Genomic DNA, 25327 nt, shown 5'->3' on the forward strand with positions numbered 1-25327 from the left:
TCCTTTCGGCCGTGGAGAAGGTCAGGCGGCGAGTTCGGGAGTGCTGTCGGCACCGGGCAGTTCATGGCCGAGACCGGAGGCGGCGACCTGGTTCCAGGAGGGGGTCACGGCCGCGTAGGTGCCGGCGGCTTGCTCGGCCGCGGTGGTCGAGACGTAGCCGGACCGAGCCCGGTACCACCGGCCGTCCGAACCGGTGATCACGGCCACGCCGGGCTGTTCCGGCGCGATGGACCGAGCGGCCACCAGCGCGTCGGGGTCGAGGTCGCCCAGTGTCATCACCGCGGTTTCGGGATCGTTGACCCGATGGCAGACGCGTCCGCCGATCTGGGCACGTAGCGCGGTCACGCCGGGGCCGAGGTCGGAGCCGATGCGCTGGCCGGACAGGATCAGGTGGATTCCGAAGGCGCGGCCGAGCTGGGCGATGCGCAGCAGGGCGGTAGCCGTACGGGTGACCTGGTCCTTTTCGGCCTTGTCCGCGGTGAGGAACAGTTCGGCCACCTCGTCGACCAGGACCACGACCGGGATGGGGCGGGAGGCATCCGGCAGTTGCCAGATGTCGCGCACGCCGTACCGGCGACAGGCCAGCATCCGGGCGCCCATGACCGCAATGAGGTCGCCGAGCAGGTCGAGGCACTCGTCACGGGTGGTGGCCAGTGCGGTGAGCCGGGCGGCGTAGGCCGACAGTTCTACTCCGCCCTTGAGGTCGAAGCCGACCAGGGCGACCGGTTGCGGGGCCAGGCCGACGATGAGCGCGTTGATCAGGTTGGACTTGCCGGACTGGGTGGCGCCCGCGTTCATCCAGTGCGGGATGAGCCGCAGGTCCATTCGCCAGGCCGCGCCGGTCTCCAGTACCCCGACGATCGGCCGGAGCAGGTCTTCGGCGCGCCAGCCGCCGGAGGGTTCAGCCGGGGGTACGGCGGGCGCGACGTGGGTTAAAGGGTCCTGGGTGATCCCTTGGAGGGTGACGCGGCCGGGGCGGGAGCCGACGACGCGGACCGCCTCGATCCGCCAGGCGTGCGCGAGGCGCTCGCAGACCTTGGCGTAGTCGTTGGGGATCTGGCCGTCGAGCAGGTGGAAGGTGATACGGAAGCCGTGCCGTACCGGCCGGGGCAGGCTCATCCAGGGCTTGGTGTCGACCTCGACCCGCTGAAAGCGCCGCTTGACCCGTACGACGCCAGTTGAGGCGATCAGGCCGGGGACGGTGGTGAACCACCAGCGGTGCCGCTTCTTGGTCAGCCCGCAGCCGGTGGCGACGTGCCGCCAGGTCCAGCGCAGCGCGATGGCCTTGCGGGGGAAGACGAAGAGGTACCAGTAGGAGGCCGGAGCCCAGCGCCGCCACAGGATCAAGGCGATCAGGACGGCGAGGACCTTGAGTAAGGGGTGGTGGAGGTCGATCACAGGTCCGCCCCCGTTCTGGCGGAACCGGCGGGGACGAAGGACCGCGCCCGGTAGGCGATGCCCCATCGGTCGCCCTGGGCCCAGACGTAGCCGACCAGGCCGACCGGGATGATCTCCTCACCGACGTTGACCTGTGGTTCGGGGGTGGTGCTGACCTTGACCAGTTCCATGCGGTTGAACTCGTCTTCGAACAGGAGGGTGAGCTCGTACATGGTGTTGCCGTCCTTGTCGCGCTTGATCTCGCCGGTCTCCTTGCTGACCAGGCGGGGCTTGGCGGCCTTGACGCAGGTGATCTGGAGCTTGCTGACGTCGACGGGGATGGGGATGTTGCGCATGATCGTTCCTTTGCTAGCTGGACTTCTTAGAAGACATGGAACACTTGGAATTCTAAGTTGTCAATGCGTTCCTTGGCTCCTTGGTTGGTTTCTTTACGGGGGTGTGCTGAACTTGAGGGGAGGCGAGGAGAGCGCAGATGGTGGAGAAGACCGGCCGACCGGCCTACTTGCAGATCGTCGACGAGCTGCGCGACCAGATCCGCAGTGGAGCACTGCCCGCCGGTACGGCACTGCCGTCCATCGCCCAACTGTGTGAGCGCTTCGATGTCTCCGCCAGCGTGGTCAAGTCCGCGATCAGCGTTCTGCGCACCGAGGGCACGGTGATCGGCCAGCAGGGCAAGGGCGTGTTCGTTCGCGAGGTCCCCGCCGCAGCCGCCGGCCCCGAGCCGTCAGGCGTGAACGCCGAAGTCCTCGACCAGCTCACCCAGATGCGCCAGAGTCTCAAGGAGCTGGGGGATCGACTCGCCGCTCTGGAGTCGGCGGTGTTCCAAGAGCCGAAGTGATCTGGTCTACCCGACACACCAGTTCATCCAGCTCTTCCCGGATCGCGGCCAACTCCCGCAGGATCCGTTCCTCCTCTGCGCCCATCGTGCTCTCCTCGCGTTCCCCGGGTTTTCGCCTTTCGGGATGACGCAAGTTCACCGCGAGCTGCAGAGTTTCTGTATCACGATGATCTAGCTAAGCTTCTTCAGGTCGCCTTACCGGCGATTTACACGAGCGTTTTCACCTGCACGACCGCACACCGCCCCCGAGTGTGAAGGCGAAGGTATGCAATGAAGACGACCCAGCGGCCGGGCTGGCTCCCTTCCCGCCTGCGGGAACACCGGGAAGCCCACGGGCTCACCCTGGAAGCCGCAGGCGAACGGCTACGTCAGACGGCCCTGCGCCACGGCCTTGCCGTACCGGCCGCCAACTTCCAAACCCTGTGGGGACACGAGCAGGGCACCGGATATCCAGGCCCGCATTACCGGCGTGCTTATTGTCTCCTTTATGGGGCTACCGAGCCCGAACTTGGCTTTCGTCCCGCTTTGCCGGGTGAATCACAGAAAGCGGAAATCGTGATTTCCGATCTGCCTGCTCCCTCCGATCCCGCAGCCGACGACGCCGCCGCACAGGTCATCGAGGAGACGTTCACCAAGGTCTCTCTCGGCGACATCGAGGCGGACGGCTCTCCGCAGGCGCTCTTGCGCGGCCGGGTGGTCGATGCCTGGCGCAGACGCCACGGCGGAGGCAGCCCCAGACCGATCCTCGTTCTCGTCGGCGGGTACGCCGGATCTGGCAAGACCGAGTTCTCCCGCTTCCTGTCCGACATCACCGGCTGGGCGTTCCTCGACAAGGACTCCCTGACCCGCTCCATCGTGGAGCGGCTTCTCGTCTCCCTGGGCAGCGACCCCAACGACCGGCAGAGCGAGGTGTATCTCAAGGAGGTCCGCCCGCTGGAGTACCGGTGCCTGATGGAGACTGCGTGGGACAACCTCAACGTCGGCACCTCCTCCATCCTGTCGGCCCCGTTCATCACGGAGTTGAAAGACGAGGCGTGGTTCACCCGCCTGGAGAACCGGTGCACGGCCAAGGGCATCGACCTGGCGGCCGTTTGGGTCCGCTGTGATCCGGAGTCCATGCGCGAGTACATCGAGTTCCGCGGTGCCGCCCGGGACGCCTGGAAGCTGAACAACTGGGAGCAGTACCTCACGGGCATCGACACCGACCACAGCCCGCCCACCGCACACGTCACCGTCGACAACCGGCTCGGTTCGGCGATCAGCCTTGCCGACCAGACCCGCGAGGCGCTCAAGCGGATCCTGGCATGAGCCCCATCGGGATCGTCCTGTACGGCCCGCCCGCCAGCGGCAAGGACACCGTCAGCGGTGCCCTTTATCGGTTGGACTCGCGCTTCGTGCTGCTGCCCAAGCTCAAGGCCGGCACCGGCCGAGCCCACGGGTATGAGCTTGTCACGCCCGAGCGGTTGGCCAAGCTGCGCGGCGCGGGCCGCCTGGTCGTCGAGACGTACCGCTACGGCAACACTTACGCCGTCGACCGGCAGAGCGTCGATGAGCTGACCACCGCCGGAGTCGTACCGGTCGCGCACATGGGCAACATCGCCGACCTTCGCCGGTTGGTCGGACGGGAGCCGGATTCCTGGCTTCGCGTGCTGTTGTGGGTCCCGCGTGAGGTGACGGAGCAGCGTTCTCGCGACCGTGGGGACACCGACACCGGTAAGCGTCTGGCCGCGTGGGACGAGACGCTTGCCGACTTGGAGGCCAACACCGACGAGGGGTTCTTTCATCTGCGCCTCAATACCGACCGGATCAGCGCCAACGCCGCAGCCAGGGAGATCATGACGGCCTACGATCGGCTACGAACGGCCGGAGGTTCTCACGGGGAGGGCAACCCCCAGTGAGGCGAGCTGCGACGTCCGGCGGGATCAGGTCCAGCCGCCACCAGGTCCCGCAGCCGTCGCACCTGGCCCCCGTCCACATCCCCTGAGGGCTGGACGTCCAGGACACTGAGGTGTGCGAGCAGCCACCAGGAGCAAACCTGTAGGCCGCGGGCGGGACCGTCATCATTTCGTCTCCGCTCGCTCCGGTCGCCGATCTCGTGTTGTCCGTGCCTCCCCGTTCCTGGACACCGCATGGGCCTGTCCCTGTTGGAAATGCTCTCGTCTCTGGGGTTGGTGTGGGATGACGGCGTCCATCATGGGTGGACGGACACCGCGGACAAGAGCACTTCTTCAACTGGACACGGCCCGAGGCAGTTGCCCGCGCCTTTCGGAACGGGGAGGCACAGGCCAGAAGCCGTCTGGTTGGCTTCCGGCAAAGGCGTGGCGACGCCTCCCTCCACGGAACGCCGCCACGCCCGTCTACCGGGCTCTCCCGGACAGCAGCGCCGTCCAGGTTTCCCGAGCTTCACCGATCGGCATGAGCGAGGTTTCTCTGACCTGGGGTCTGCCGTCGAGCTGGATCGTCTGCCGCAGGAACGCGCGGCCCCCGCCCACACACAGCTCATAGATCGTCGCCCGGCAAGCACAGGTCCAGGCCACCGACCGCGCCCGTTCCAACGGTGTCGAGGGAGGGCGCCATGCCAGCCGGACATGATCCCGTTGGACCATCGCCACATGTGCCCCCGCGCATACATCGCCCAGGGCGATCACGATGCGTTCTCTCTCAGGTGCGGGTGCCGCCTGTGGAGACCGGCGTAGTGGAAGGCGATCCGCCGCGCGGCCCGAGCAGGTTCCATCGCGGGATGCCAGTTATAGACGGCCCGTTGGCGCTTCTGATTCCAGCCGACGCGCCACCGGAAATGCTGCCCGTCGCACCAGACGGTGAGCCCGCCCTGGACGGACACCAACGCCAAGCCGTACCCATGGTGGACATCACCCGCGATCCGATGCTCAGCCAGAGCCACACGGAGCTCCTGCGCTGCGTCCATCGGCTCCACGTCACCAACGAACGGCGTGTTCATGTCCCACCTCCTATCGAACCGGTCATCTCGTCTTGTCGCATCACGCCCCCAAGACCGGAGTCACCGAACACAGACAGCCAGGTCAGGCCCATAGAGCTTTAACGGGCCTGCCTTGACGCCTACAGGCAGCATAAACACTCTTGACTACTCCTGCCTACCCCTTCCTATCGGTACGCGTCGTAACGTCTCTTGACCTGGGGCTACCGGTCGCTTCCTATCGTCTTGGCTGTGATCCACTTCCGGCCTGATCAGCCCAAGTCAGAGCAGGTACTCGCCGAGATGCGCCGCCGCATCCAGGCTGGCGACTACAAGCCCGGACGCCCCATCCCGGGTGAACCTCGCATGGCCGAAGAGTTCGGGATCGCTCGACGAACCGCACGCAAGGTCATCAACGCCCTCATCGCCGAGGGCATGGTCTACACCGTGAAGAACATCGGGACCTTCGTGGCCGATCCCAAGACCGGTGGACCACCCGAGCACATCGAGCCGGAAGACGACCCGGAGGACGAGCCGTCACCGGCTGAATGAGAAATATCTGTACGTCTTTAAAGGCGAGCCGCCTGCGGCGTCTCGCCGCGCGTCGGGCGGTCGCTGGCCGCGCTGCGGCTCTTCGGCCGGTCGCGGCCAGCACCGCCCACGCGCTTGCGATCACCAGGCGGTAGACCTTACGAGACGAGAAAGCTCTTCGCCGACGTCGTCGTGGTGGCGGCCGCGACGATCGCTCACTTCGGCGCAAGCCGTAGCCGGTCGGGGCGATCGGCTGCCGCGGACCGACTTCGTCGGCCCTTGCCATCGGATGACGCAGGGTAGATCGAAGTTGACGCTTTGCCGGTGTTGGCTGGGGTTTGGTGATTAGAGTCGTTCATGGTTGAGGGATGCCATGGGCATGCCGCCGGAGGTCATCATGGCGTCTGAGGAGGCTGGAAAGCATGAGCGGGGATCTGGTGAGCCTGGCCCATGAGGTGTCGCCGTATGTCACGGCGGCGGTTGGTGCCTACGGTGGTGCGGTGCTGGCCAGGGCCAACGAGGAAGCTGCCGACGCCACGGTCGGATGGGGACGCAGGCTGCTGCAGCGCATTTTCGGCGTGACCGCCGAGGGGGAGCAGGTGCCCGAGGCGGTGGCGGAGCTGGCCGCCGATTCGGACAACGAGGATCTACAGGCGGTGTTGCGGGTGCAGATCGGCAAACTCCTGATGGCTGATCCGGAACTGGCCGCCCAGGTGCGGGTCCTGCTGGAACAGGCCAACGCCGCCACCGGCCACACCATCACCACCACGGTCACCGCATCGGGAAAGGGAGCGGTAGCAGCCGGGCGCGACATCACCGGCCCGGTCACCACAGGCGACCACTCTCCCATCACCCCTGCCTGACATGCCCGACATCCCACCGGCACCTGCGGCCACCGCATCAGGAAAGGGAGCGGTAGCAGCCGGGCGGGACAACACCGGCCAAGTCACCACCGGACCCCAATCGCCGATCTATGCGCCCCGCCTGGAGCCGGGCAGTCTGCTGCCCGCCCGGCAGGTCCAGGTCCCGCCACACGAACCGGTGCGCCATCTAGAGGCGCCACGGGCCCAGCAGTTTGTCGGCCGTGACCAGGAGCTGGAGCGGCTGCGGGAAATGCTGACCGGCGAGGGGGCGCCGGTGGTGGTGCGCCAGGTGGTGTACGGCATGGGCGGGGTGGGCAAGTCTGAGCTGGCCCGCCAGTACGCCCACACCTACCAGGACCGCTACCCGGTGGCGTGGTGGATCACCGCTGACTCCCCGCGCAACCTGCAACAGGGCCTGGCCGCCCTGGCCACGGCGCTCCACCCGCCGGTCGGGCTGATCTGCGACGTCGAGCAGGCGGCCACCTGGGCGCTGGACTGGCTGCAGGCCCACCCCGGCTGGCTGGTGGTGTTGGACAACGTCGAAGACCCCGACGACATCCGGCTGTGCCTGGACCGATTATCAGCCGGCCACCTGGTGATCACCACCCGGCGGGATGTCTACTGGCCGGGCCTGACCCCCTTGGCCCTGCCGGTGCTGAACAGTACGCCCGCGCTGGATCTGATGCGTGCGATCATCGGGCAGTCCCAGCCGCTCGGTCCCGCCCAGGTGGCCGACCTGGAGGCCATCGCGGCCGAGCTGGGGTATCTGCCGTTGGCGCTGGAGCAGGCGGCGGCCTACATGCGCCAGCAACGCTGCAGCCCTGCTCGCTACCTGCGGCAGTTGCATGAGGAGCCCACACGTGCGCATGCGTGGTTCCCACACGGTGGAGACGCCGAGCGGATCATGGCCCGGCTGTGGCAGCACCACCTGGCGGCATTGCAAGACCACGACCGCCGTACCGGCCTGGCTAGCGAACACCTGCTACGAGTGCTGGCCTGTTACGCCCCTGATGACATCCCCCGCGCTCTGCTTGGCGAAATTCCGCCCAAAGACCATCGGGTCGCAGCTCCGAAGAGCGGTGAATGGAGGAGGGATGAAGCGCTGGGGGTGTTGGCCTCCTACAGCATGATCACACGATCTGGGGTAGACGACACCGAGACGATCAGCATGCATCGACTGTTTCAGTCCGTGATCCGCTACGGCTCGGACTGCGACGCCCCCCACCACACTGCTTTGACCTGGATGCAGGAGGTACTACCGCCCAATCCGATCTCCAACGTCAATGGCTGGTCTGTCTGGCGTGATCTGCTACCCCATATTGATGCGCTAGCCCTCTCCTGCACGCAAGGGACTGAGCCCCCTGCACTCGGCCGTATCCTCAACCAGGCCACCCTCTTTGCCACGACGCAGGCTCAGCACCAGCGAGCCCATGACTTTGCCAGTCGAGCGCTGGCCATCACCGAGGCCGCCTACGGCCCTGACCATCCCGACGTCGCTATCCACTTGAGCAACCTCGCCACCAGCTTTCATGCTCTGGGGCGTGTAAGTGAGGCGGTGCTGTTGGAGCAGCGAGCACTGGCTATCGCCGAGGTCGCCCACGGCCCCCATCACCCCGATGTCGCCACCTGCTTGGGTAACCTCGCGGCCGGCCTCCGTGATTTGGGGCGTGTGGGTGAGGCGGTACCACTGGCTGAACGGGCACTGGCCATCGCCGAGGCCGCCCACGGCCCCGACCACCCAACCGTCGCCATTCGCTTGGGCAACCTTGCAGCTATCTTTAGCAGTCTGGGGCGTGTGGGTGAGGCGGTGCCGTTGGAGCAGCGAGCACTGGCCATCGCCGAGGCCGCTCACGGCCCCGACCACCCCGACGTCGCCACCCGCTTGAACAATCTCGCAAATAGCTTCGGTGATCTGGGACGTGCGGGTGAGGCGGTACCACTGGCTGAACGGGCACTGGCCATCGCCGAGGCCGCCTACGGCCCCGACCATCCAACCGTCGCTATCCACTTGAGCAACCTCGCCACCAGCTTTCATGCTCTGGGGCGTGTAGGTGAGGCGGTGCTGTTGGAGCAGCGAGCACTGGCTATCGCCGAGGTCGCCCACGGCCCCCATCACCCCGATGTCGCCACCTGCTTGGGTAACCTCGCGAACAGCCTCCGCGATCTGGGACGTGCGGGTGAGGCGGTACCACTGGCTGAACGGGCACTGGCCATCGCCGAGGCCGCCTACGGCCCCGACCACCCTGACGTCGCCATCTATTTGGGCAATCTCGCGAACAGCCTCCGCTCCCTGGGACGTGCGGGTGAGGCGATACCACTGCTTGAACGAGCACTGGCCACCACTGAGGCCGCCTACGACCCCGACCACCCAACCGTCGCCACCTGCTTGGGCAATCTCGCGGCCGGCCTCCGCTCCCTGGGACGTGCAGGTGAGGCGATACCACTGGCTGAACGGGCACTGGCCATCGCCGAGGCCGCCCACGGCCCCGACCACTCAACCGTCGCCATCTATTTGAGCAATCTCGCGAACAGCCTCCGCTCCCTGGGACGTGCAGGTGAAGCGACACCACTGCTTGAACGAGCACTGGCCATCACTGAGGCCGCCTACGACTCCCACCACCCAATCGTTGCCGCCTTGCGGAGGACTTTGTCTAAGCATTGAGAGTCTGAGGCATGTTGGGCGACTCCATTACTTCGGAACATGTATGGAATGATCAAGAAAAGAGCGATTGTTATATATATCGTATCGGCAGGTCAAAGTAGCGATGTCACCAGATGGACAATCGCTCTCCTAAAGCGGGTGTCGCATGTTCGAATCATGCCGGGGGCACTCTTCTTACCAGCGGAAACCCTGTCCTACCTGGGCTTTCGCCTTGTCTCCTCATGACACCCCCCAGCAGCCAGATGCCACTGTAGGCAGCTGTATGTCAGTGGTCGCGGAGCATGCACGTGATGATCTTAGAGCTGTTCTGCCAGCTCAGATCACCCAAACGAGCACCGGCACGGAGCGCATGAGCCGGAAGAACGGCGCCGGATAGGCTCGGTTCCCGTGCAACGACTGGCCATCTTCGACCTGGACAACACCCTCGTGGATCTCGACGAGGCATTCCAGGTGTGGGCCGAGGAGTTCGCCCAAAAGCACGGCCTTGGACACAATGGCGTGAGTTGGCTGGTTGGCCTCGACCGCTCCGGCTCGCCACACCGCGAAGCGTTCTTCACCAAAGCAAAAGAGCACTTCGGGCTCAGCAGCACGGCTGACGAGCTCTGGAGCCAGTACCGCAGGCGCATGCCGTACCTCTACCCCAACCGGGAGCCTCGCTGCTGTCTTACCCTGCCGCGATTCCGCTGTCCAACCGCACCTTTGGCCGTCTGGCCGACCTGATTCGCGCCCATCGCGCCGAACGACGCTCTCGATGGAGACGTCTCAGGGGAAAGGCCCAACTGGGTGATGTCGTTGCGGTTGCCGCCGGTCAGGATCGCCGACAGCGGGATGCCGGTGGTGTCGACGATCAGGTGGTGCCTGCTGCCGGATCGTCCCCGGTCAACCGGGGACGATCCGATCTGCGGCCCCTTTTTAGGGCTCTGATGTGGGAGGAGTCCACTGCGGCCCGCGAGAGGTCGAGCACTCCCGCGGTGCGGAGCCGGGCCAGGAGCGCCTCGTGCGGGCGCTGCCAGACCCTGCCTTGTTCCACACGTTCAGCCGCCGTCGGCAGGTCTTGCCCGAGCCGCACCCCGGCTCTTGGGAGAGGTGCTCCCAGGCGATGCCGATGTGCGGCTCAAACAGGATGCCTTGCAGGGGCAGGCGGTCATCGAACCGTTTGCGGCCTGGCCAGCAGGCTCTGCGCCGGCGTTCGGCAGCAGCGGTTCGATGACCGCCCACAGCTCGTCGCTGACCTCCATGGTCTCGGCCGCACCGATCGGCTCGCCCCCTCCCGCTGTCATTGCAGCGCGAGATTACCGATAAGGGCGGAAGAGGCCTGGTCGTTCAGCCGGTCGAGCGCCCAGTCTGCCTAATCCTTGGTAAAGAGCTGGACGGAAGAGGTTCGGTCGTTCATCTTCCCGAGCCACTCGAGTTTAAAAAACCGCTGGGTGTAGGAGCCACCGAAGTATGTGTGCTCGTAGAGCAGGGCCTGACAGTTCTGCTCGCCCACGAATGAGGAGATGACGTCATTCCATCCATCCGGCAGTTGCGCGTATTTGTAATTTTGGCCGTATCGATAGCACCCGTCCTTGCTCTGGAATGTCAGGCTGGAGCCCTGGTAATTCCCGTGCTCCCACGCGGTACCGACACGGACCGGGTACTCGTCAGCCTGTGCACTCACTTGCTTGTTGGCCTTGCCGGCAGCGTCGATGCGGCGGTTGAGGTCGGCGCGGTCGGCGCTGGTCATGGTGGCGGGGTCGGGAGCGTCGGTGACCCTCCCTCCGGTGACGTCGGAGACGGCCTCGGCGTAAGTGCCGTAGCAGGTCGCGTTGACGGGGCGCTCGCTGGTGCTCGGGCGGATCACACAGTGCTGCTCGCCCTGCGGGGTCTTCCCGAAGCCGCTGGCGGAGGCGGAAGAGGAGTCGGAAGGCGAAGGGGAGGGGGAGGGGGTAGCGCTCGCGGCGGGCGCGAGGGCTAAGCCGAAGGTCGCGACCGTGGAGACCACGGCGGCGGACAGGGCGAGGGAACGCATAGGTCGATCAACCTCCGAAGAGCGATTGGCGGCATCGTGTTGGGAGGCGCCGCAGACCAGGACAGCGGTGTGCGGCAGAGCGGTGCTCCGCGCGGCCACGAACTCGTCGAAGGCTTTCTCGTCCTCATCGGTCACTTGTCCTCATCCGTCACTCGCGGGCCTCCTTCCACCCCTCTCAACACACGAACCCCTCGCAAGGTTGAGAAGGATGCGAAATTCACCGGAAGTAGGGCAAGTCCGACAGCGAGCGCCCGGCCCGCCGCGTCTTCCCGTTCTCCATGCAGAACGCCCCGGCCGGCCGCCTGCCCCACCTGGCCGCACAACACGAGAGCACCCCCGCCCGATGGGCACATCCCCCGCACACGCGAGGAGCAGCGGGCGCCGACCATCACCGAGACCGCGTACGGTCCCGACCACCCCGACGTCGCCACCTTGCGAGACGCTCTGTCTGTCCTCCGTAGGACATGCCAGGTGACTCCATCCTCCTGGGGCATGCACGGAGTGATCAAGAAAGGGTGATCATTTCGCCTGCCATACCACCAAGCCAAAGCGGCAACATCGCCAGACGACGGTCGCTCTCCTGAAGCGGGTGTCGCATGTTCGAATCATGCCGGGGGCACCTAGTTGACCTTGTGGTTTGCCGCGTGACCTGAGAGTTCTTCCCAGGTACGTCTTCCGCTGCGTGCAGCCATAGGCCGCCAGACGCAGCCCTGAATCACTGGTCGCGGTCTATTCACGGGATGCTCTTCGAGCCGTTCGGCCAGACCACACAGGGCGAGAACGCCTCAAACAGTCAGAGTGGGAAGCCGGTCGGCCTCTAATGCCGCATCAACCAACGTTCGCCCCGTAGTGCCGCGCTATTTGAAGGACGTGGCCGACAGTGGTCATCCGTCACACTGCCCTCGTGGCTGAGCGTGTGCGGGTGCGTGAGATCGATGACGACGACGGGCAGCGACTGCTGCGGACTGTGCGCCGGGGCACGGGGTCGGTGGTGACCTGGCGGCGGGCCCAGATGGTGTTGTTGTCGGCGCAGGGCATGCTGGTCGACAACATCGCGACAGTGACGTTCACGAGCCCGGACCGGGTCCGGGACGTGATGCACAACCGTCACCTCTTCGCAGCCTACGACCTGGGCAAAGACCAGCTCTACGGCCACATCAAGAAGACCAGGAACCACAGCGAGTTCCTGGAACTCTGCCGCTACCTGCGCTCGCTGCACCCGGCGGACGTACGCATCGCGATCGTCTGTGACAACCACTCGCCGCACTTGACGACCAAGCGCTGCCAGCGCGAGTCGGCGCGTGGGCGGCTGCCAATAACGCCGAGATCGTCCACACCCCGACCAACAACTCCTGGCTGAACAGGATCGAAGCCCAGTTCACCGCCCGTCGCTACTTCGCCCTCGGCGGCACCGACCACCCGACCCACAAGGCCCGGGGCAGTGTGATCCGCCGATACATCGTCTGGCGGAACAAGAATGCCGCCGACAAGTGCCTCACTGCCCTCGTCCACAGGGTGAACGCCGCCTGACCCGCGCCGCCGGCGTCTGTCTTGGGTCGTCAGGTCCGGGTCGGTGGCGCACTCATCGCTGCCGTCAGGAACGTGATCGCCCATCGCCGGGCCGCCTCGCCCGCTACCGGGGACGTGCAGCCGGGGGAGGGCCGCTGGTGTACCTCGAGGCGGTCGACGGCCGTCACGGCAAGGATCCCCCGTATCCGGAACCACAGCTCCTCCGGGGAAAGGCCGGGCAGTACGCGCGCGAAGGCTGCGAGGTAGCGCTCGCGGACCGTGTCCTCGGCCGGGCCGGTCCAGCTGCGCGCCTCCTCGGCTGGGTCGCTGAGGATCGTCACGATCAGCCGGGACGTTCGGGCGCCGCCCTCGTCGCCGGCCGGCATCTCGTCGAACAGCGGCCCCGCGAATGCCTCCACCAGTTCGCCGACCGGTGGGTCGGGGGTCCGGGCGAGCAGTTCGTCGAGCCCGGCGCACTGGGCAGCGTTGATGGGCTCGATCACGCGGCGAGCGACTGCGGCCATCAGCTCCGCCTTCGAGCCGAAGTGGTAGCCGACGGCGGCCAGGTTCGCTCCGGCGAGTTTGGTGATCGCACGTACCGAGGTGCCGCGGTATCCGTGCTCGGCGAAGAGGTACTCGGCCGCGTCGAGGATCTGGGTGCGGGTGTCTGGGGTCGCCACATGAGGACTATACATATGTTTGAATGAAACGAACGTATGATTCAAACAATCGTATGAAAGAGGTCTGACATGAAGCTGCTCGTGTACGGCGCCGGAGTGCTCGGCAGCCTGTTCGCCGCCCGCATGTATGAGGCCGGTCACGACGTCTCGCTCCTCGCCCGGGGTGGGCGCCTGACCGCTCTGCGCCGGCACGGCGTGCAGCTCGCCGAGGGAGACAGCCCAGCTGTCAGGCGGGTACCGGTACCGGTGGTCGAGCATCCGGACGGCGGGTACGACCTGATCACCGTCTTCGTCCGCACCCACCAGGTGGACGCGGTGCTGGGGTCACTCGCCGGCCTCGAAGGTGACGTGCTGTTCCTCCACAACTGGGTGGCCGGCGCACAGCCGCTGGGCGCGGTGATCGGCCACGAGCGGGTGCTGCTCGGCTTCCCCACGGCCGCCGGCACGATGGACGGCGACGTGGTCCGCTACCGCAAGACCAACTTCATGACACGCCGGGTTGCGATGCCGATCGGCGAGCCCGACGGCCGCACGACTCCGCGGCTGGAACGGATCGTGGAGACGTTTCGTGCCGCCGGGATCAACGCCAAGGCCGAACCGCACATAGATGCCTGGCTCAAGACGCACGCCGCGTTCGAGGTCCCGCTCGGGCAGGCGGTGCACCTGGCGGGCGGCCCGGTAGAGCTGGCCGCCGATCCCGAGGCGGTCCGCGGCATGCTCCACCTCGTGCGGCAGAACCTCGCCGTCATGGCGACGCCACCGGTACCTCGCGCGTTCGCCGCGTTGCGGACTCTGCCGCAAGGTCTGCTCGTGACCGTGCTCCGGCGCTTCCTGAAGAGCCCGACGGCCGTGTACAGCGGACTCAACCACCCCTCGCCTGCCACGGCGGCCGAACTCGAGCGGCTGGCCGAACAGCTCCGTGCCCCTGCGGGAGCCTGCTAAGCCACCCAGGACAGCGAAAACCTCACCACGCACACCACCGCCGGTCCCACAGTCCTCGAACCCAGCTCCGCCGGCTCCACGGACGGCAACCGTGACCTCATGACCGTTTCGGTGGCAATGGAGCGTCCGGCCTTCGGAGTTGGCGTGGCTTTCTCCCCTCTTGCGGCCACGTCCTTCAAATAGCGCGGCACTACGGGGCGAACGTTGGTTGATGCGGCACTAGATCTCAGTCGTCGGCGGCGACCAGGAGTGACAGGGTTCCGGCGGTGCGATCGACGAGAACGAGCTTGTGGAAATCGATGTGAACACCGCCCCAGTCGTGAAACGCCTCATGACCGAGATCCATGGGAAGTAGCCGAGCCGCCGGCAGGACTTCAACCAAACCACCGGCTCCGGTAGCTGACGCTCATCGTGGGCATGGCCGCGCGCCCACTCGATCTCGGCCTTGGTCGGTGTGAACGCCTCCGCCGGTCCCCGCGCCGACACCACCCTCGCGAACTCCAGGTACGCGGTCCGATCGACCGAGGTCGCCTACAACCCTCAAGACCGCCATCAACACGACGGCGATCACCCCGGCGATCGACTGTCGAACTCCGCGGTGTCTTTCTGCCGTACTCCGGCCGACCCCCGGCAGGGGTCGAGTCCACAGATCGCACTGACGCAGGTGCCCTTGATCAGCTCCGGGTGGGACCGAATCAAGCCATCACACCTCCTCAGCGAAGATCACCGAGTGGGGTCACCCCAAGCCGCCGGTTGGGGCCGATTGGAGCCGTCCCAGCCGGCTGACCGCGGTGCCTGATTCGATCTCATTCCGGCCGTCGGCCGTCACAGGTCTTTGTTGACCTCCAGGCGCCTTACCAGTAGTGCACATAATTACCTACTTGACCTGTAGGATTAATTCGGATTCGATGTGGTCATGACATCGACCGCCTGGAGTGGATACGGCTTCCACGCCACTGTGCGGCGTCACATCGACTTGGCCCGTGTGAGCAGCGCCTTGTGTCGCCCGGTTCGCCACCACTGATTCTCCAGCCACTCATTCGGGTTCTCCAGCCACTCATTCGGGCGCGACCTCCTGTGCCCGCAGCCGCCAGCACGCCTGGACGGACTTCACCCTGTTCGAGGCTGGAATGTCTCGGCACGTATTCATCGACGTCAAGCGATGGACCAGGTATCCCGAGAAAGGGTGCAGTATGAACGCCCACAAGCCACATCGTCACCGATCGAAACTCTTGGGGGGCCTGCTTATCGCATCCGCGATCATCGCCTACGCGGGTGTGAAGCTCGACAGTTCGCCGGCGTCGGCGGCGACGACCCAGCCCAACATCGTCTTCATCCTCACCGACGACCTCAACGAGGACGTCTTCGGCAAGGACGCCGGGCTCCAAACACTCCTGACCAGTCAGGGAACGACATTCAACAAGCAGTTCGTCGAACTGTCGCTGTGCTGCCCGTCGCGAACGTCCACGCTGCGCGGGCAGTTCGCACACAACACGGGCATCTACACCAACGAGGCCGCCTCCGGCGGCGGATTCCAGTCCGTCTACAACAAAGGACTGGAGAACTCGACCGTCGCCACCTGGCTGCAAAGCGCCGGGTACCGCACCGGGTTCTTCGGTAAATACCTCAACGGGTACCCCAACGGAGCGCCCAGTAGTACCTACATTCCGCCCGGGTGGACGCACTGGTTCAGCCCCAACGGCGGAAGCCCGTATTCGGAGTACAACTACGACGTCAACGACAATGGCACGACCGTCCACTTCGGCGGCGCACCGTCAGACTACGGCGTTGACGTGATCTCTCGCAGGCTGACCACGTTCATCAAGAACACCACCACCAACTACCCGGACAAGCCATTCTTCACCTACGTCGCCCCCTACATCCCACACGGACCGGCGACGCCGCCGCCGCGCTACGACGGCATCTACCCCAACGCCAAGGCTCCACGCACTCCGTCTTTCAACGAGGACGACGTCAGCGACAAGCCGGCCTGGATCCGCAACAAGCCCAAGCTCACCGCCGCCCAGATCAACAACATCGACGCCTTCTACGAAAAGCGCAGAGAATCCTTGCGCTCGGTCGCCGACCTCGTCCAGGACACGATTGACACCCTGCGGGCGCAAGGCGTACTCGACAACACCTACATCGTCTTCACGTCAGACAACGGCTTCCACCAGGGCCAGCACCGCCTGAACTCCGGCAAGAACACCGCCTTCGAGGAAGATCTCAACGTCCCGCTGGTCATCCGCGGGCCCGGCGTCCCCGCCGGGGCGGTCGTCAACGCCTTCACCCTCAACGTCGACCTCGCACCGACTTTCGCCGAACTGGCCGGAGCAACCGCGCCCGCCTTCGTCGACGGCCGCTCACTCGTGCCGTTCCTGCGCGGCACCACACCATCGCGGTGGCGCCTGGCGTTCCTCAACGAGCATGCCGGACCCAGCACCCTGAACACCAACACCCTGAACAACCTGCTGGAACCCCAAGATCCCGGCGACGCACAAGCGCTCGCCTCCGGAGGCGCCCCCGTCTACGTCGGCCTGCGGGCCAAACCCAACACGCTCGGCGTAAACGCGGCGTTGAACTACGTCGCCTACAACACCGGCGAACATGAGCTGTACGACCTGTCCGCCGATCCCTACCAGCTCGACAACTCCTACGACAGCGCCGGCCCCACGCTCAAACAGAGGCTCGATACCTGGGTCACCAGACTCAAGAACGCCTCTGGGCAGGCATTGCGAGACGCGGAAGAGAACCCGCCGCAGTAGAGGACCCATCGCGGTGCGGGCGGGGATGAGAACTGCCGCTCCCCGCCCGCACCCCAGGCAAGGCCGGCGAAGTAACGCCCGGCACGTCGTGCCGCTCCGTGTCGAGGGCTTGAGCCACTTCACCGAGGACCAGGCGGGCGTGCGCACCGCCTTCCTCGAAGCCGGTCTCGACCACCTGCTCGTCTCCCCCGCTCCAGGGCGGCCGGTCACCCTGATGTCCACCTGACGACGCGAGGCGGCGGCCCCGAAGGGTCGCTCGCCTCCGGGGCCGCCGCGTGGCCGGTCGTGGACGTCCGTCAGCGTGTCCTCGTCCCGCTGGATGGACGCGCGGTCAGCTCCAGTCCCACTTGTGGCCCCAGTAGCTGTCGGCGGTGATCTCCTCGGCGGTGTAGGAGGTCTCGTCGACGAGCATCCCTTCACAGCCGACCTCGAGGTCCCATCCGCCGGGGGTGCGCACGTAGAAGGAGACCATCTTGTCGTTGGTGTGCCGGCCCAGCGTCGAGGAGATGTGGTAGCCGCCCGCCATGACGCGGTCGAGGGCCCGGCCCACCTCGTCGAGGGTCTCGCATTCGACCATGATGTGCACCAGCGCGGGCGCCTTGAGGTTGGGGCTCGGCATGATGGCCAGGCTGTGGTGCCGGGCGTTGACCCCCATGAACCGCAGCCGGACCGGGCCGTACTCGGGCGGGGTCGGCAGTCGGAACGCGCCGCGGGGCAGGAAGCCGAGGGTCTCGGCGTAGAACCGGTAGTCGCCCTCCAGGTCGCTCACCGGCACCACCACGTGGCCCATGCCGAGCTTGCCGGTGACGAAGCGGTTGCCGAACTTCGTCGCGATCGGGCTGTGGTCCAGCGCGGGACCGTGGAAGACCTCCAGCACGCTCCCGCCCGGGGTCTCGAAGGAGATCCCCGCCTCGATCCGGCGGGCGTCCGCGTCCTCCTGCGACAGCGGCTTGATGGCGATGCCCGCCGCCTCGACGGCCGACTGCACCCGCCGCAGCGCCAGGTGGTCGCGGACCTCCCATCCGACGGCCTCCACCCGGTCCTCCTCGCCGGGCAGCAGGACGATGCGGGCGTGCCGCTCGTCCATGCGCAGGTGCAGGGCGCCGGATTCGGGCCCCGTGCCTTCGGCGAAGCCGATCGTGTCGAAGGCGAACGCGCGCCACGCGTCGAGGTCGGTGACTCGGACGCGCACGTAGCCCAGCGAGCTGATGTCGGTCATGCCCATCTCTCCTGATTCGGTTGGTGGTGGTCGAAGGTCGGCCTGCGCCGGGTCAGATCAGCATGCGCAGCGCGCCCTGCGGCTCGATGCCCAGCTGGGTCAGCGCCGTCGCGTGGTAGGCGTGGCCGGGGATGTGGATGGCGTGCTGCAACCCCACGTGCGCGTCGCGCCAGTACCGCTGCAGCGGGTTGTTGCGGCGCACGGCGTTGCCGCCGGAACGCGCGAAGATCTCGTCGACCGCCGACACCGCCCGCCAGGCGCAGCGGACCTGGTTGCGCCGGACCACGGCCCGGTCCTCCAAGGTGATCGGCTTGCCGGAGTCGGCCAGGTCGTAGAGCCGGCTGATGCCGTCGAGCAACTGCACCCGCGAGGCATGGATCTCGGACGCGGCCTCGGAGATGGCGTACAGCGTGTACGGGTCGTCCTTCACCTTCGAGCCGCTGGCCATCACCCGGTCCCGCTGGTAGTCCAGGTGTGCGGCGAGCGCGCCCTCGCAGATGCCGACCACCGCCGCGGTGATGCCCAGCGGGAACATCGACCAGAACGGCAGCCTGTACACCGTCTCGGTGCGGCCGGCCCGCTCGGCGGCGATCTCGCCCGCCGCGACCTCCTCGGCGTCGATCGTCCGGTAGGCGGGGATGAACGCGCCGTCGACGATGATGTCCTTGCTTCCGGTGCCGCGCAGTCCGATGACGTCCCAGGAGTCCTCGACGATCGTGTAGTCGGAGCGGGGCAGCACCACGTGCATCCCCTTCACCGGCTGCGCCGGCCTGCCCTCGGCGTCCCCGAGCAGCGCGCCGAGGAAGATCCAGTCGCAGTGGTCGGTGCCCGAGGAGAACTGCCAGCGGCCCTTGAGGATGTACCCGCCGTCGGTCGGCGTCGCCACGCCGCTGGGCATGTACGGCGAGGCGATCCACGTGTTGGAGTCGGCGCCCCACACCTCTTCCTGCAGCCGGCGGTCGCACAGGGCCATCTCCCACGGGTGCACGCCCCCGACCCCGCACACCCAGCCGGTCGAGCCGCACGCCTTGGCCACCGCCATCACGGCCTCGGCGAAGTCCCGCGGGTGCGCGGCGTATCCTCCGAAGTCGGTCGGCTGCAGCAGCCGCATCACCCCGGCCTCGCGGACCAGCTTGACGCTCTCATCGGCCAGCTTGCCCAGGCGCTCGGTCTCGTCCGCGACCGCGGCCAGCCGGCCGGCGATCTCCTCTACTCGGGAAACAACTTCATGCGCCATCAAGGCACCTCCGGACTGGATTCGAGAGGGTGGAGATCCGCCGTCTCTGTGGCGGCCCGCTGACGCTAAGCCGCGTGCGACGGCCGGGTCCACGACACATCCCGCTGGTCGGGACTGGGGAGGAAGAACGGGTTCGCGGCGCGGTGAGAGGCGGGAATCCGCCCGGTCAGCGGGGGCCGGCGTACGGCGCGAGGAGCAGGAGCACGGCCAGCCCGATGTCGGCCTTCGCCTTCTCCGGCGTGGTCTGGCCGCTGAGCGTGGAGACCAGGGCGCCCCACCAGCAGTGGACGAGCAGCCGCACCACGCTCAGATCCCGCTCGGTCGGCTTGTCGGCGCCGATGATGCGCAGCAGGATGCCGCCGGTCGTGTTCTCGGCCGGTTCGACCTCGGCCGCCGTCGCCGCGAAATACTCGGCGGTGGAGCCCTGGATCATCGCGGCGGTCAGCAGCGGCCGCCGCAGCAGATGGCGGCTCAGCCCCACCAGGAGATCGGTGGCCTGGGCGATGGGGTCCTCGTCGAGGACGCGCGGCCGGCCTTTGTCGTACGCGGTGACCTCCGCCTGGAAGACGGCGGCGAACAGCGCGTTCTTGGAGGGGAAGTAGCGGTACAGGGTGGCGATCGCCACGTCGGCGTCCTTGGCGACCTCGTGCATCTGCACCGTGTCGAATCTGTTGCGGGCCCCGAGCTCGGCCGCCGCGTGCAGGATGCGCGCGCGCCGGGCGACCTGATTCTTCGAGGTCGGCGACGCCGGAGCCCTGGCTTCGGCGATTCTCACCACGAATCCCCCGTTCGCTGTTTATGCTCCCGTCCGAACGCCGGGCTTTCGCCAACGACAGCATATCGGCCGCTCAACGAACGTGGGCTCCACAAGGTGTGGAGCCCACGTCCGCGTCGCCGTCCGCCGGGGCGGGCGGCCCGGTCCCGCCGTCTCAAAGTTCGGGGACCGGGATGGCCTCGAGTTCGGGCACCGGGATGGCCCCGAGGCGGACGGCGTTCTCGATGCTGTCGCGCAGTCGCGTACAGGTGGGGATGAGCCCCCGGTCGGTATGCCGGCTCAACTCGACGCACTGCTCGGTGTCGGTGGTCCACTGGACCAGCGTGTGCGCCAGGCTGTTTTTCTTGACCAGGACGCACGAACCGCAACTGCTGCAGGACACGGGGCGCACGGAACATCTCCTCGTTGCGATCACTGACGTGTTCAAACGGTGATGGCGCGTCGTCGCGAGGCGCCATCACCGCTCCGAGCCGGCCGACCGGCCAGGATGGGATGGGCTAGGCCGGGGCCGAGGTGATGATCCGGTCGTTGGCGATGTTGTCGTCCACCTCTGTCTGCCAGTACTGGTTGGCCCGCGTGGTGTCGATCTCGAACTCGAACCGCTGGGTCATCTCCGGGGTGACGTCCTCGACGTCGACGTAGAACTGGTCGTACCAGCGGCGCATCTGGTAGACGGGGCCGTCCTCCTCGCACAGCAGCGGGTTATCGATCTTGGCCTTGTTCTTCCAGATCTCCACGTCCTGCAGGAAGCCCACCTCCGTGCCGGCCGCGAAGGCTGCCGCCATCGCCAGCGCCTGGTCGTCGGAGACGCCCTGGGGCTTCTTGACCATCACGCCCCACTGGAGCACGAAGCTGGTCGGCGACACCGGGTAGTGGCAGTTGATCAGCACGGACTCGATCGTCTCACCCGACACGGTGTTCCACAGGTAGTCGATCATGTACGACGGCCCGTAGTACGCCGCCTCCGAACGCCCCTCGGTCTTCTCACCGGAGTAGTTCGTGCCGAGGCGGGCGTCGGGACGGGCGCGGCTGTTCATGTTCTGCGCGGCGATGTGCCCTTCGAAGATGTTCTTGAAGTACGTCGGGAACGCGTAGTGGATATAGAAGAAGTGGGCCATGTCGACCACGTTGTCGACGATCTCCCGGCAGTTGGAGCCCTCGATCTTGATCCGGTTCCACGTCCACGAGCTCCACTCCGGCGTGCCCACGCCGGCGATCTCCGGGATCGTCACCTCCGGCGGGGGCGGGTTGCCCTGCGGGTCGTGCCAGACGAAGAGCTGTGCGTTGCGCTCCAGCGTCAGCCACGTCCTCGTGCGCGCCCGCGGCGGCACCCGGCGGGCGTACGGGATGCTCTCGCAGCGACCGTTGCCCGCCCAGCGCCAGTCGTGGAAGGGGCAGGCGATCGTGTCGCCCTTGATCTCCCCCTGGCTGAGGTCGCCGCCCATGTGCGGGCAGTAGGCGTTGAGCACGTTCAGCTTCCCGGCACTGTCGGCGAACACCACCAGCTTGGTGCCGAACACCTCGATCTTGTGCGGTTTGCCGTCCCTGAACTCGTTCGCCAGGCCGAGGCAGTGCCAGCCCCGCGCGTAACGCGTCGGCGGCGGAGCCGCCTCGATCACGCGGATCTCGTCGTCACCGGCGGTGTGTAGCGACGTCATGAAGTCTCCCTTGCCGTCCCATGCGCCCGGGCCGAGTGTTCCCGTCCGCGGGATCCTCATCATCCGAAGCCGAGGGCGTGCGGCACCGTCGCGTTCCCACTGAACGGGACCTCGTTTCCGAAAGCGCCGCGTCCGTCTCCTCCCGCCGGGTCCGGCCGGCGAGAAAGCCGTCCCGCTCGTTGGGAGGCCGGTTGAGAGCGGACCGCGGGCGCAGACACCGTGAGAGCGACCGTCCGGGACGTACGAAGGAGACCGAAGCCCGATATGACGACTCACCAGATCTTGACTGGTCCCGGCAACGAGAATTCGGCACGAGATCCGGTCCCGGCCGGGGCGAGACACCCGGTGCGGGTGGTCCTGGTCGTCGCCTTCTCGGCCCTGGTGACCACGCTCAACCAGACGCTGGTCGTCCCTGTACTGCCCGGCCTGCCCGCCCGTCTGCAGGTCACGCCGTCCGTCGCCGCCTGGCTGGTCACCGCGACGATCATCGCGGGCGCGGTGGCGCACCCGGTGCTGGGGCGGTTGGGCGACCAGTTCGGGATGCGCAGGATGATGGTCGTGGCACTCTGCGCGATGGTCCTCGGATCCCTGCTGTGCATGGTGAGCGACGACATCGCGGTCCTCATCGCCGGCCGGACGCTCCAGGGCCTCTCCAGCGCGACGATCCCGCTCGGGATGAGCCTGGTCGGGGTGGTCCTGGAGCCAGGGCGCCGTGCCGCCGCGATCGCCACCGTCAGCGCGATGATGGGCGTCGGCGGCGCGCTCGGGCTGCCGGCGGCGGGGCTGATCTCCCGGTTCTGGGGATTTCACGGCCTGTTCGCCGTCTCGGCGTCCGCGGGCGTCGTCGCGATGACCGCCCTCCTGCTCGCGGTCCCCGCGCCGCCCCTGCGGGAACGTGCACGGCGCGTCGACCTGCCCGGCGCGGCGCTGCTCACCTGCTCAACGGTCGGCCTGCTGATCGGGCTCGACCGCGGCGGCGAGTGGGGCTGGACCAACGCGCTGACCCTCACCTGCTTCCTCACGGCGCTGCTGGCCGGGGGCCTGCTGACCCTGGTGGAGCTGCGCCGCCACGATCCGCTCATCGACCTGAGGGCGGCGCTGAGCCGCTCCGCCGCCGCGGTCAACGCGGGATCGGTCCTGATCGGTTTCGCGCTGTTCTCGAACTTCCTGGGGATCGTCGGACGCCTGCAGGCCCCGGCCGCGACCGGGTACGGGTACGGCCTGTCGGTGCTGGCGACCGGCCTGTGCCTGGTGCCCGGGGGTCTACTGGCGGCGATGGTGGCACCGCTGTCGGCCCGGCTGAGCGTGGCCGCCGGCCCGCGGGTGACGATCGTGCTGGGCTGCATCGTCTCCGCCGCCGGGTTCGCGGCCCAGATCCCGCTGGGGCACGGCGCGCTGGGGGTGCTGATCTGCGTCGCCGCCGTCATCTCGGCGGGCAACGCGATGGTGATGGCCGCCTTGCCCGCGCTGATCCTTCGCGTCACACCGGAGGCGAACATCGGCGTCGCGAACGGGCTCAACGCGCTGGCCCGCGCCGTCGGCATGTCGGTGAGCAGCGCGGTGTTCGGCATCATCATGACGGTCCCGGACGGCGCGGCGTTCGTGCCGCGCGGCACCTTCGACGCGTTCACCGCCGCCGGCGGGATCGCGACGCTGATCGCCCTCCTCCTCTTCCTCCCGAGGTTCCTTCCGAGGTTCCTCTCGAAGCGTTTCCGTCGCGGCGCCACCGGCGGGTGAAACGCGGCGGCCGCTCCGCCGATCGGAAGATCGCCGGAGCGGCCGCCAGGGTCGTGCGGGTCAGCGCCCGCCCTCCGCCGCCACGGCGGCGGGCGTCTCGGCCGGGGAGTCGGGAGCCTGGCCGATCATGGAGTCGTGCTTGTGGCCGCGCAGGACCGTGAAGGCGAGCAGCAGTCCGACGGCGACCAGGCCCCCGAAGAACAGCCCGCCGGCGTTGATGGCGGCCTCGGGGTACAGGACGGTGCCGTTGGGGGCACGGATCGCGAACTGCCCCATGATGACGAACAGGACGACCGGTGTGGTGCTGGCGAAGCCGCTGTAGCTCACCTGCACCATTCCGGCGATGGAGCCCTGCTTGTCGGCCGGGGCGCCGGAGATGACCAGGCCGGGGATCGAGCCGTAGGACAGGCCCGTCCCGGCGCCCAGGAGCAGGGCGGCGATGAGGACCTGCACGTAGCCGCCGTGGTTGAAGCCGAGCAGCAGGCCGCCCGCGAGCAGGAGCAGCAGTCCGGTCCGCATCATGACCGCGCCGCCCACCCGGTTGAGCAGCTTGCCGACGACGACGCCCATGATCACCATGACCATCGCCTGCGGCGCGCTGACCATCGCGTACTCCGACGCGGTCATGCCCAGGCCGTAGCCGAGCTTGGCCTGGGCCGGCGTCAGGCCGATCATGGCGGCCAGCGTGGAGGAGATGGCGGTCGACCCGTACGCCGTGGCGGCGGTCACCGCGGCGAGCAGGATCGGCCGGCGGGTGAAGATCCGCAGGTCGACGAGCGGATCGGAGAAGTTCAGCGACCGTATGACGAACCCGGCGATGAGCAGCAGGCCGACCGCCAAAGCGCCCAGCGTGCCGATCGAGCCCCAGCCCCACTTGCTGCCGAAGCTGATCCCCAGGAGCAGGATGCCGAGGCCGAAGCCCAGCATGCCGGCGCCGAGGAAGTCGACCCGCGCGGGGACGCGCAGCGGCGTCTCTCGCGTGGTCATCAGCAGCAGCGGGGTGAGGATCGCCATCCACAGCACGTCGAAGCCGAACAGGCCGCGGAAGCCCCAGGTGTCGAGCAGCCACCCGATGAGGAACGGCGTGCCGATGGAGAAGATACCGGTGCCGGTCATCGCGACCGCGCTGGCCAGCGGCAGGATCCGGCGCGGGTACACGTCGCGCATCAGTGAGTAGCTCAGGAACATGGTGGGCAGCACGGTGCCCTGCAGCAGCCGCCCCACGATGAGCACGCCGAACGTGGGCGCCACGGTCGCGACGACCGAGCCGACGGTGCTCACCAGCAGGCAGGCGATCATCATTCGCCGCTTACCGTGAATGTCGGCCAGCTTCCCCACCAGCGGGCAGAGGACGGCTCCGGAGAGGATGAAGGCGGTGAGGAGCCAGCCTCCCTGGTCGGTCTTGAAGTGGGTGGTGACGGCGGGCAGCGCCGTCGTGACCAGGCTGTAGCCCAGCGCGGTCCCTTCCAGGATCATGACCATCGTCACCATGGAGAGGACGAGCCGCGGGGTCCACCCGCCCTCCTCCGCCCTCATGTCTGTCGTACTCATCGGTCTTGCCTCCAGA

Annotated in this window: 24 protein-coding genes and 2 pseudogenes; 14 read left to right on the plus strand and 12 right to left on the minus strand. The window is 67.2% G+C overall.

Going from position 1 to position 25327, the window contains the following annotated elements:
* Nucleotides 1–21: 21 nt before the first annotated feature.
* Nucleotides 22–1398, minus strand: coding sequence for an FtsK/SpoIIIE domain-containing protein (locus AB0N02_RS11795; protein WP_363945077.1), 1377 nt, complete (start codon nt 1396–1398; stop codon nt 22–24).
* Nucleotides 1395–1733: a hypothetical protein gene (locus AB0N02_RS11800; protein WP_363945078.1), complete on the minus strand. Its 339-nt coding sequence runs from the start codon at nt 1731–1733 to the stop codon at nt 1395–1397. The genes AB0N02_RS11795 and AB0N02_RS11800 overlap by 4 nt, the downstream gene beginning before the upstream one ends.
* A gap of 137 nt (nt 1734–1870) precedes the next feature.
* On the opposite strand from AB0N02_RS11800, the gene AB0N02_RS11805 reads away from it, so the two are divergent.
* The 3 genes from AB0N02_RS11805 to AB0N02_RS11815 all read left to right on the plus strand — a co-directional run bounded on the left by AB0N02_RS11805 (nt 1871) and on the right by AB0N02_RS11815 (nt 4134).
* The gene (locus AB0N02_RS11805) at nt 1871–2236 is read left to right on the plus strand and encodes a winged helix-turn-helix domain-containing protein (RefSeq protein WP_363945079.1); all 366 of its coding nucleotides are present in this window, start codon (nt 1871–1873) and stop codon (nt 2234–2236) included.
* A gap of 555 nt (nt 2237–2791) precedes the next feature.
* Nucleotides 2792–3544: an AAA family ATPase gene (locus AB0N02_RS11810; protein ID WP_363945080.1), complete on the plus strand. Its 753-nt coding sequence runs from the start codon at nt 2792–2794 to the stop codon at nt 3542–3544.
* A complete protein-coding gene (locus tag AB0N02_RS11815) occupies nt 3541–4134 on the plus strand; it encodes a guanylate kinase (RefSeq protein ID WP_363945081.1) in 594 nt (197 codons plus the stop codon). The genes AB0N02_RS11810 and AB0N02_RS11815 overlap by 4 nt, the downstream gene beginning before the upstream one ends.
* A 746-nt stretch (nt 4135–4880) precedes the next feature.
* Here the strand turns inward: AB0N02_RS11815 and AB0N02_RS11820 are convergent.
* Complete coding sequence (locus AB0N02_RS11820) at nt 4881–5195, minus strand: hypothetical protein (protein ID WP_363945082.1); 315 nt, start codon at nt 5193–5195, stop codon at nt 4881–4883.
* A 228-nt stretch (nt 5196–5423) separates the two neighbouring features.
* On the opposite strand from AB0N02_RS11820, the gene AB0N02_RS11825 reads away from it, so the two are divergent.
* The 5 genes and pseudogenes from AB0N02_RS11825 to AB0N02_RS11845 form a co-directional block, all read left to right on the plus strand.
* Complete coding sequence (locus AB0N02_RS11825) at nt 5424–5723, plus strand: winged helix-turn-helix domain-containing protein (protein ID WP_363945083.1); 300 nt, start codon at nt 5424–5426, stop codon at nt 5721–5723.
* A 401-nt stretch (nt 5724–6124) separates the two neighbouring features.
* Nucleotides 6125–6565 (plus strand): hypothetical protein, encoded by a 441-nt coding sequence (locus tag AB0N02_RS11830; protein WP_363945084.1) that lies wholly within the window; start codon nt 6125–6127, stop codon nt 6563–6565.
* 1 nt (nt 6566) lies between these two features.
* A complete protein-coding gene (gene fxsT, locus AB0N02_RS11835; RefSeq protein ID WP_363945085.1) occupies nt 6567–9227 on the plus strand; it encodes an FxSxx-COOH system tetratricopeptide repeat protein in 2661 nt (886 codons plus the stop codon).
* Nucleotides 9228–9614: 387 nt separating this feature from the next.
* Nucleotides 9615–9947 carry a hypothetical protein gene (locus tag AB0N02_RS11840; RefSeq protein ID WP_363945424.1) on the plus strand — a complete coding sequence of 111 codons (333 nt, stop codon included), beginning with the start codon at nt 9615–9617 and terminating at the stop codon, nt 9945–9947.
* Nucleotides 9911–9991, plus strand: a pseudogene (locus AB0N02_RS11845) (IS5/IS1182 family transposase); the annotation flags it as partial. The gene AB0N02_RS11840 and the pseudogene AB0N02_RS11845, both read left to right, overlap by 37 nt.
* A 12-nt stretch (nt 9992–10003) precedes the next feature.
* Here AB0N02_RS11845 and AB0N02_RS11850 read toward each other — a convergent pair.
* Nucleotides 10004–10465: pseudogene (locus tag AB0N02_RS11850) on the minus strand (IS5 family transposase); the annotation flags it as partial.
* Nucleotides 10466–10575: 110 nt separating this feature from the next.
* Nucleotides 10576–11373, minus strand: coding sequence for a peptidase inhibitor family I36 protein (locus tag AB0N02_RS11855; protein ID WP_363945086.1), 798 nt, complete (start codon nt 11371–11373; stop codon nt 10576–10578).
* Nucleotides 11374–12142: 769 nt separating this feature from the next.
* Between AB0N02_RS11855 and AB0N02_RS11860 the strand changes: the two genes are divergently transcribed.
* Nucleotides 12143–12598, plus strand: coding sequence for a hypothetical protein (locus AB0N02_RS11860; RefSeq protein ID WP_363945087.1), 456 nt, complete (start codon nt 12143–12145; stop codon nt 12596–12598).
* Nucleotides 12599–12797: 199 nt separating this feature from the next.
* Here AB0N02_RS11860 and AB0N02_RS11865 read toward each other — a convergent pair whose 3' ends face one another.
* On the minus strand, nt 12798–13427 hold the full coding sequence (locus tag AB0N02_RS11865; protein WP_363945088.1) for a TetR/AcrR family transcriptional regulator: 630 nt from the start codon (nt 13425–13427) through the stop codon (nt 12798–12800).
* Nucleotides 13428–13496: 69 nt separating this feature from the next.
* Between AB0N02_RS11865 and AB0N02_RS11870 the strand changes: the two genes are divergently transcribed.
* The 4 genes from AB0N02_RS11870 to AB0N02_RS11885 all read left to right on the plus strand — a co-directional run bounded on the left by AB0N02_RS11870 (nt 13497) and on the right by AB0N02_RS11885 (nt 17360).
* Nucleotides 13497–14369 carry a 2-dehydropantoate 2-reductase N-terminal domain-containing protein gene (locus AB0N02_RS11870; RefSeq protein WP_363945089.1) on the plus strand — a complete coding sequence of 291 codons (873 nt, stop codon included), beginning with the start codon at nt 13497–13499 and terminating at the stop codon, nt 14367–14369.
* Nucleotides 14370–15285: 916 nt separating this feature from the next.
* The gene (locus AB0N02_RS11875) at nt 15286–15393 is read left to right on the plus strand and encodes a putative leader peptide (protein ID WP_363945090.1); all 108 of its coding nucleotides are present in this window, start codon (nt 15286–15288) and stop codon (nt 15391–15393) included.
* Nucleotides 15394–15562: 169 nt separating this feature from the next.
* On the plus strand, nt 15563–17134 hold the full coding sequence (locus AB0N02_RS11880; RefSeq protein WP_363945091.1) for a sulfatase: 1572 nt from the start codon (nt 15563–15565) through the stop codon (nt 17132–17134).
* An 88-nt stretch (nt 17135–17222) separates the two neighbouring features.
* Complete coding sequence (locus AB0N02_RS11885; RefSeq protein ID WP_363945092.1) at nt 17223–17360, plus strand: hypothetical protein; 138 nt, start codon at nt 17223–17225, stop codon at nt 17358–17360.
* Between the two features lie 105 nt (nt 17361–17465).
* Here AB0N02_RS11885 and AB0N02_RS11890 read toward each other — a convergent pair whose 3' ends face one another.
* The 5 genes from AB0N02_RS11890 to AB0N02_RS11910 form a co-directional block, all read right to left on the minus strand.
* Complete coding sequence (locus AB0N02_RS11890; RefSeq protein WP_363945093.1) at nt 17466–18353, minus strand: VOC family protein; 888 nt, start codon at nt 18351–18353, stop codon at nt 17466–17468.
* Between the two features lie 52 nt (nt 18354–18405).
* Nucleotides 18406–19590 (minus strand): hydroxylase, encoded by a 1185-nt coding sequence (locus AB0N02_RS11895; protein ID WP_363945094.1) that lies wholly within the window; start codon nt 19588–19590, stop codon nt 18406–18408.
* 166 nt (nt 19591–19756) lie between these two features.
* Nucleotides 19757–20365 (minus strand): TetR family transcriptional regulator, encoded by a 609-nt coding sequence (locus tag AB0N02_RS11900; protein ID WP_363945095.1) that lies wholly within the window; start codon nt 20363–20365, stop codon nt 19757–19759.
* A 154-nt stretch (nt 20366–20519) separates the two neighbouring features.
* The gene (locus AB0N02_RS11905; RefSeq protein WP_363945097.1) at nt 20520–20747 is read right to left on the minus strand and encodes a hypothetical protein; all 228 of its coding nucleotides are present in this window, start codon (nt 20745–20747) and stop codon (nt 20520–20522) included.
* A gap of 115 nt (nt 20748–20862) precedes the next feature.
* Entirely contained in the window at nt 20863–22023 is a 1161-nt protein-coding gene (locus tag AB0N02_RS11910) for a Rieske 2Fe-2S domain-containing protein (protein ID WP_363945098.1), read from the minus strand.
* A 264-nt stretch (nt 22024–22287) separates the two neighbouring features.
* On the opposite strand from AB0N02_RS11910, the gene AB0N02_RS11915 reads away from it, so the two are divergent.
* Nucleotides 22288–23760 (plus strand): MFS transporter, encoded by a 1473-nt coding sequence (locus tag AB0N02_RS11915; RefSeq protein ID WP_363945100.1) that lies wholly within the window; start codon nt 22288–22290, stop codon nt 23758–23760.
* 60 nt (nt 23761–23820) lie between these two features.
* Here AB0N02_RS11915 and AB0N02_RS11920 read toward each other — a convergent pair whose 3' ends face one another.
* Complete coding sequence (locus AB0N02_RS11920; RefSeq protein WP_363945102.1) at nt 23821–25311, minus strand: MFS transporter; 1491 nt, start codon at nt 25309–25311, stop codon at nt 23821–23823.
* Between the last annotated feature and the right edge of the window lie 16 nt (nt 25312–25327).

It is taken from the genome of Streptosporangium sp. NPDC051022 (assembly GCF_040683035.1).
Classification (GTDB): Bacteria; Actinomycetota; Actinomycetes; order Streptosporangiales; family Streptosporangiaceae; genus Streptosporangium.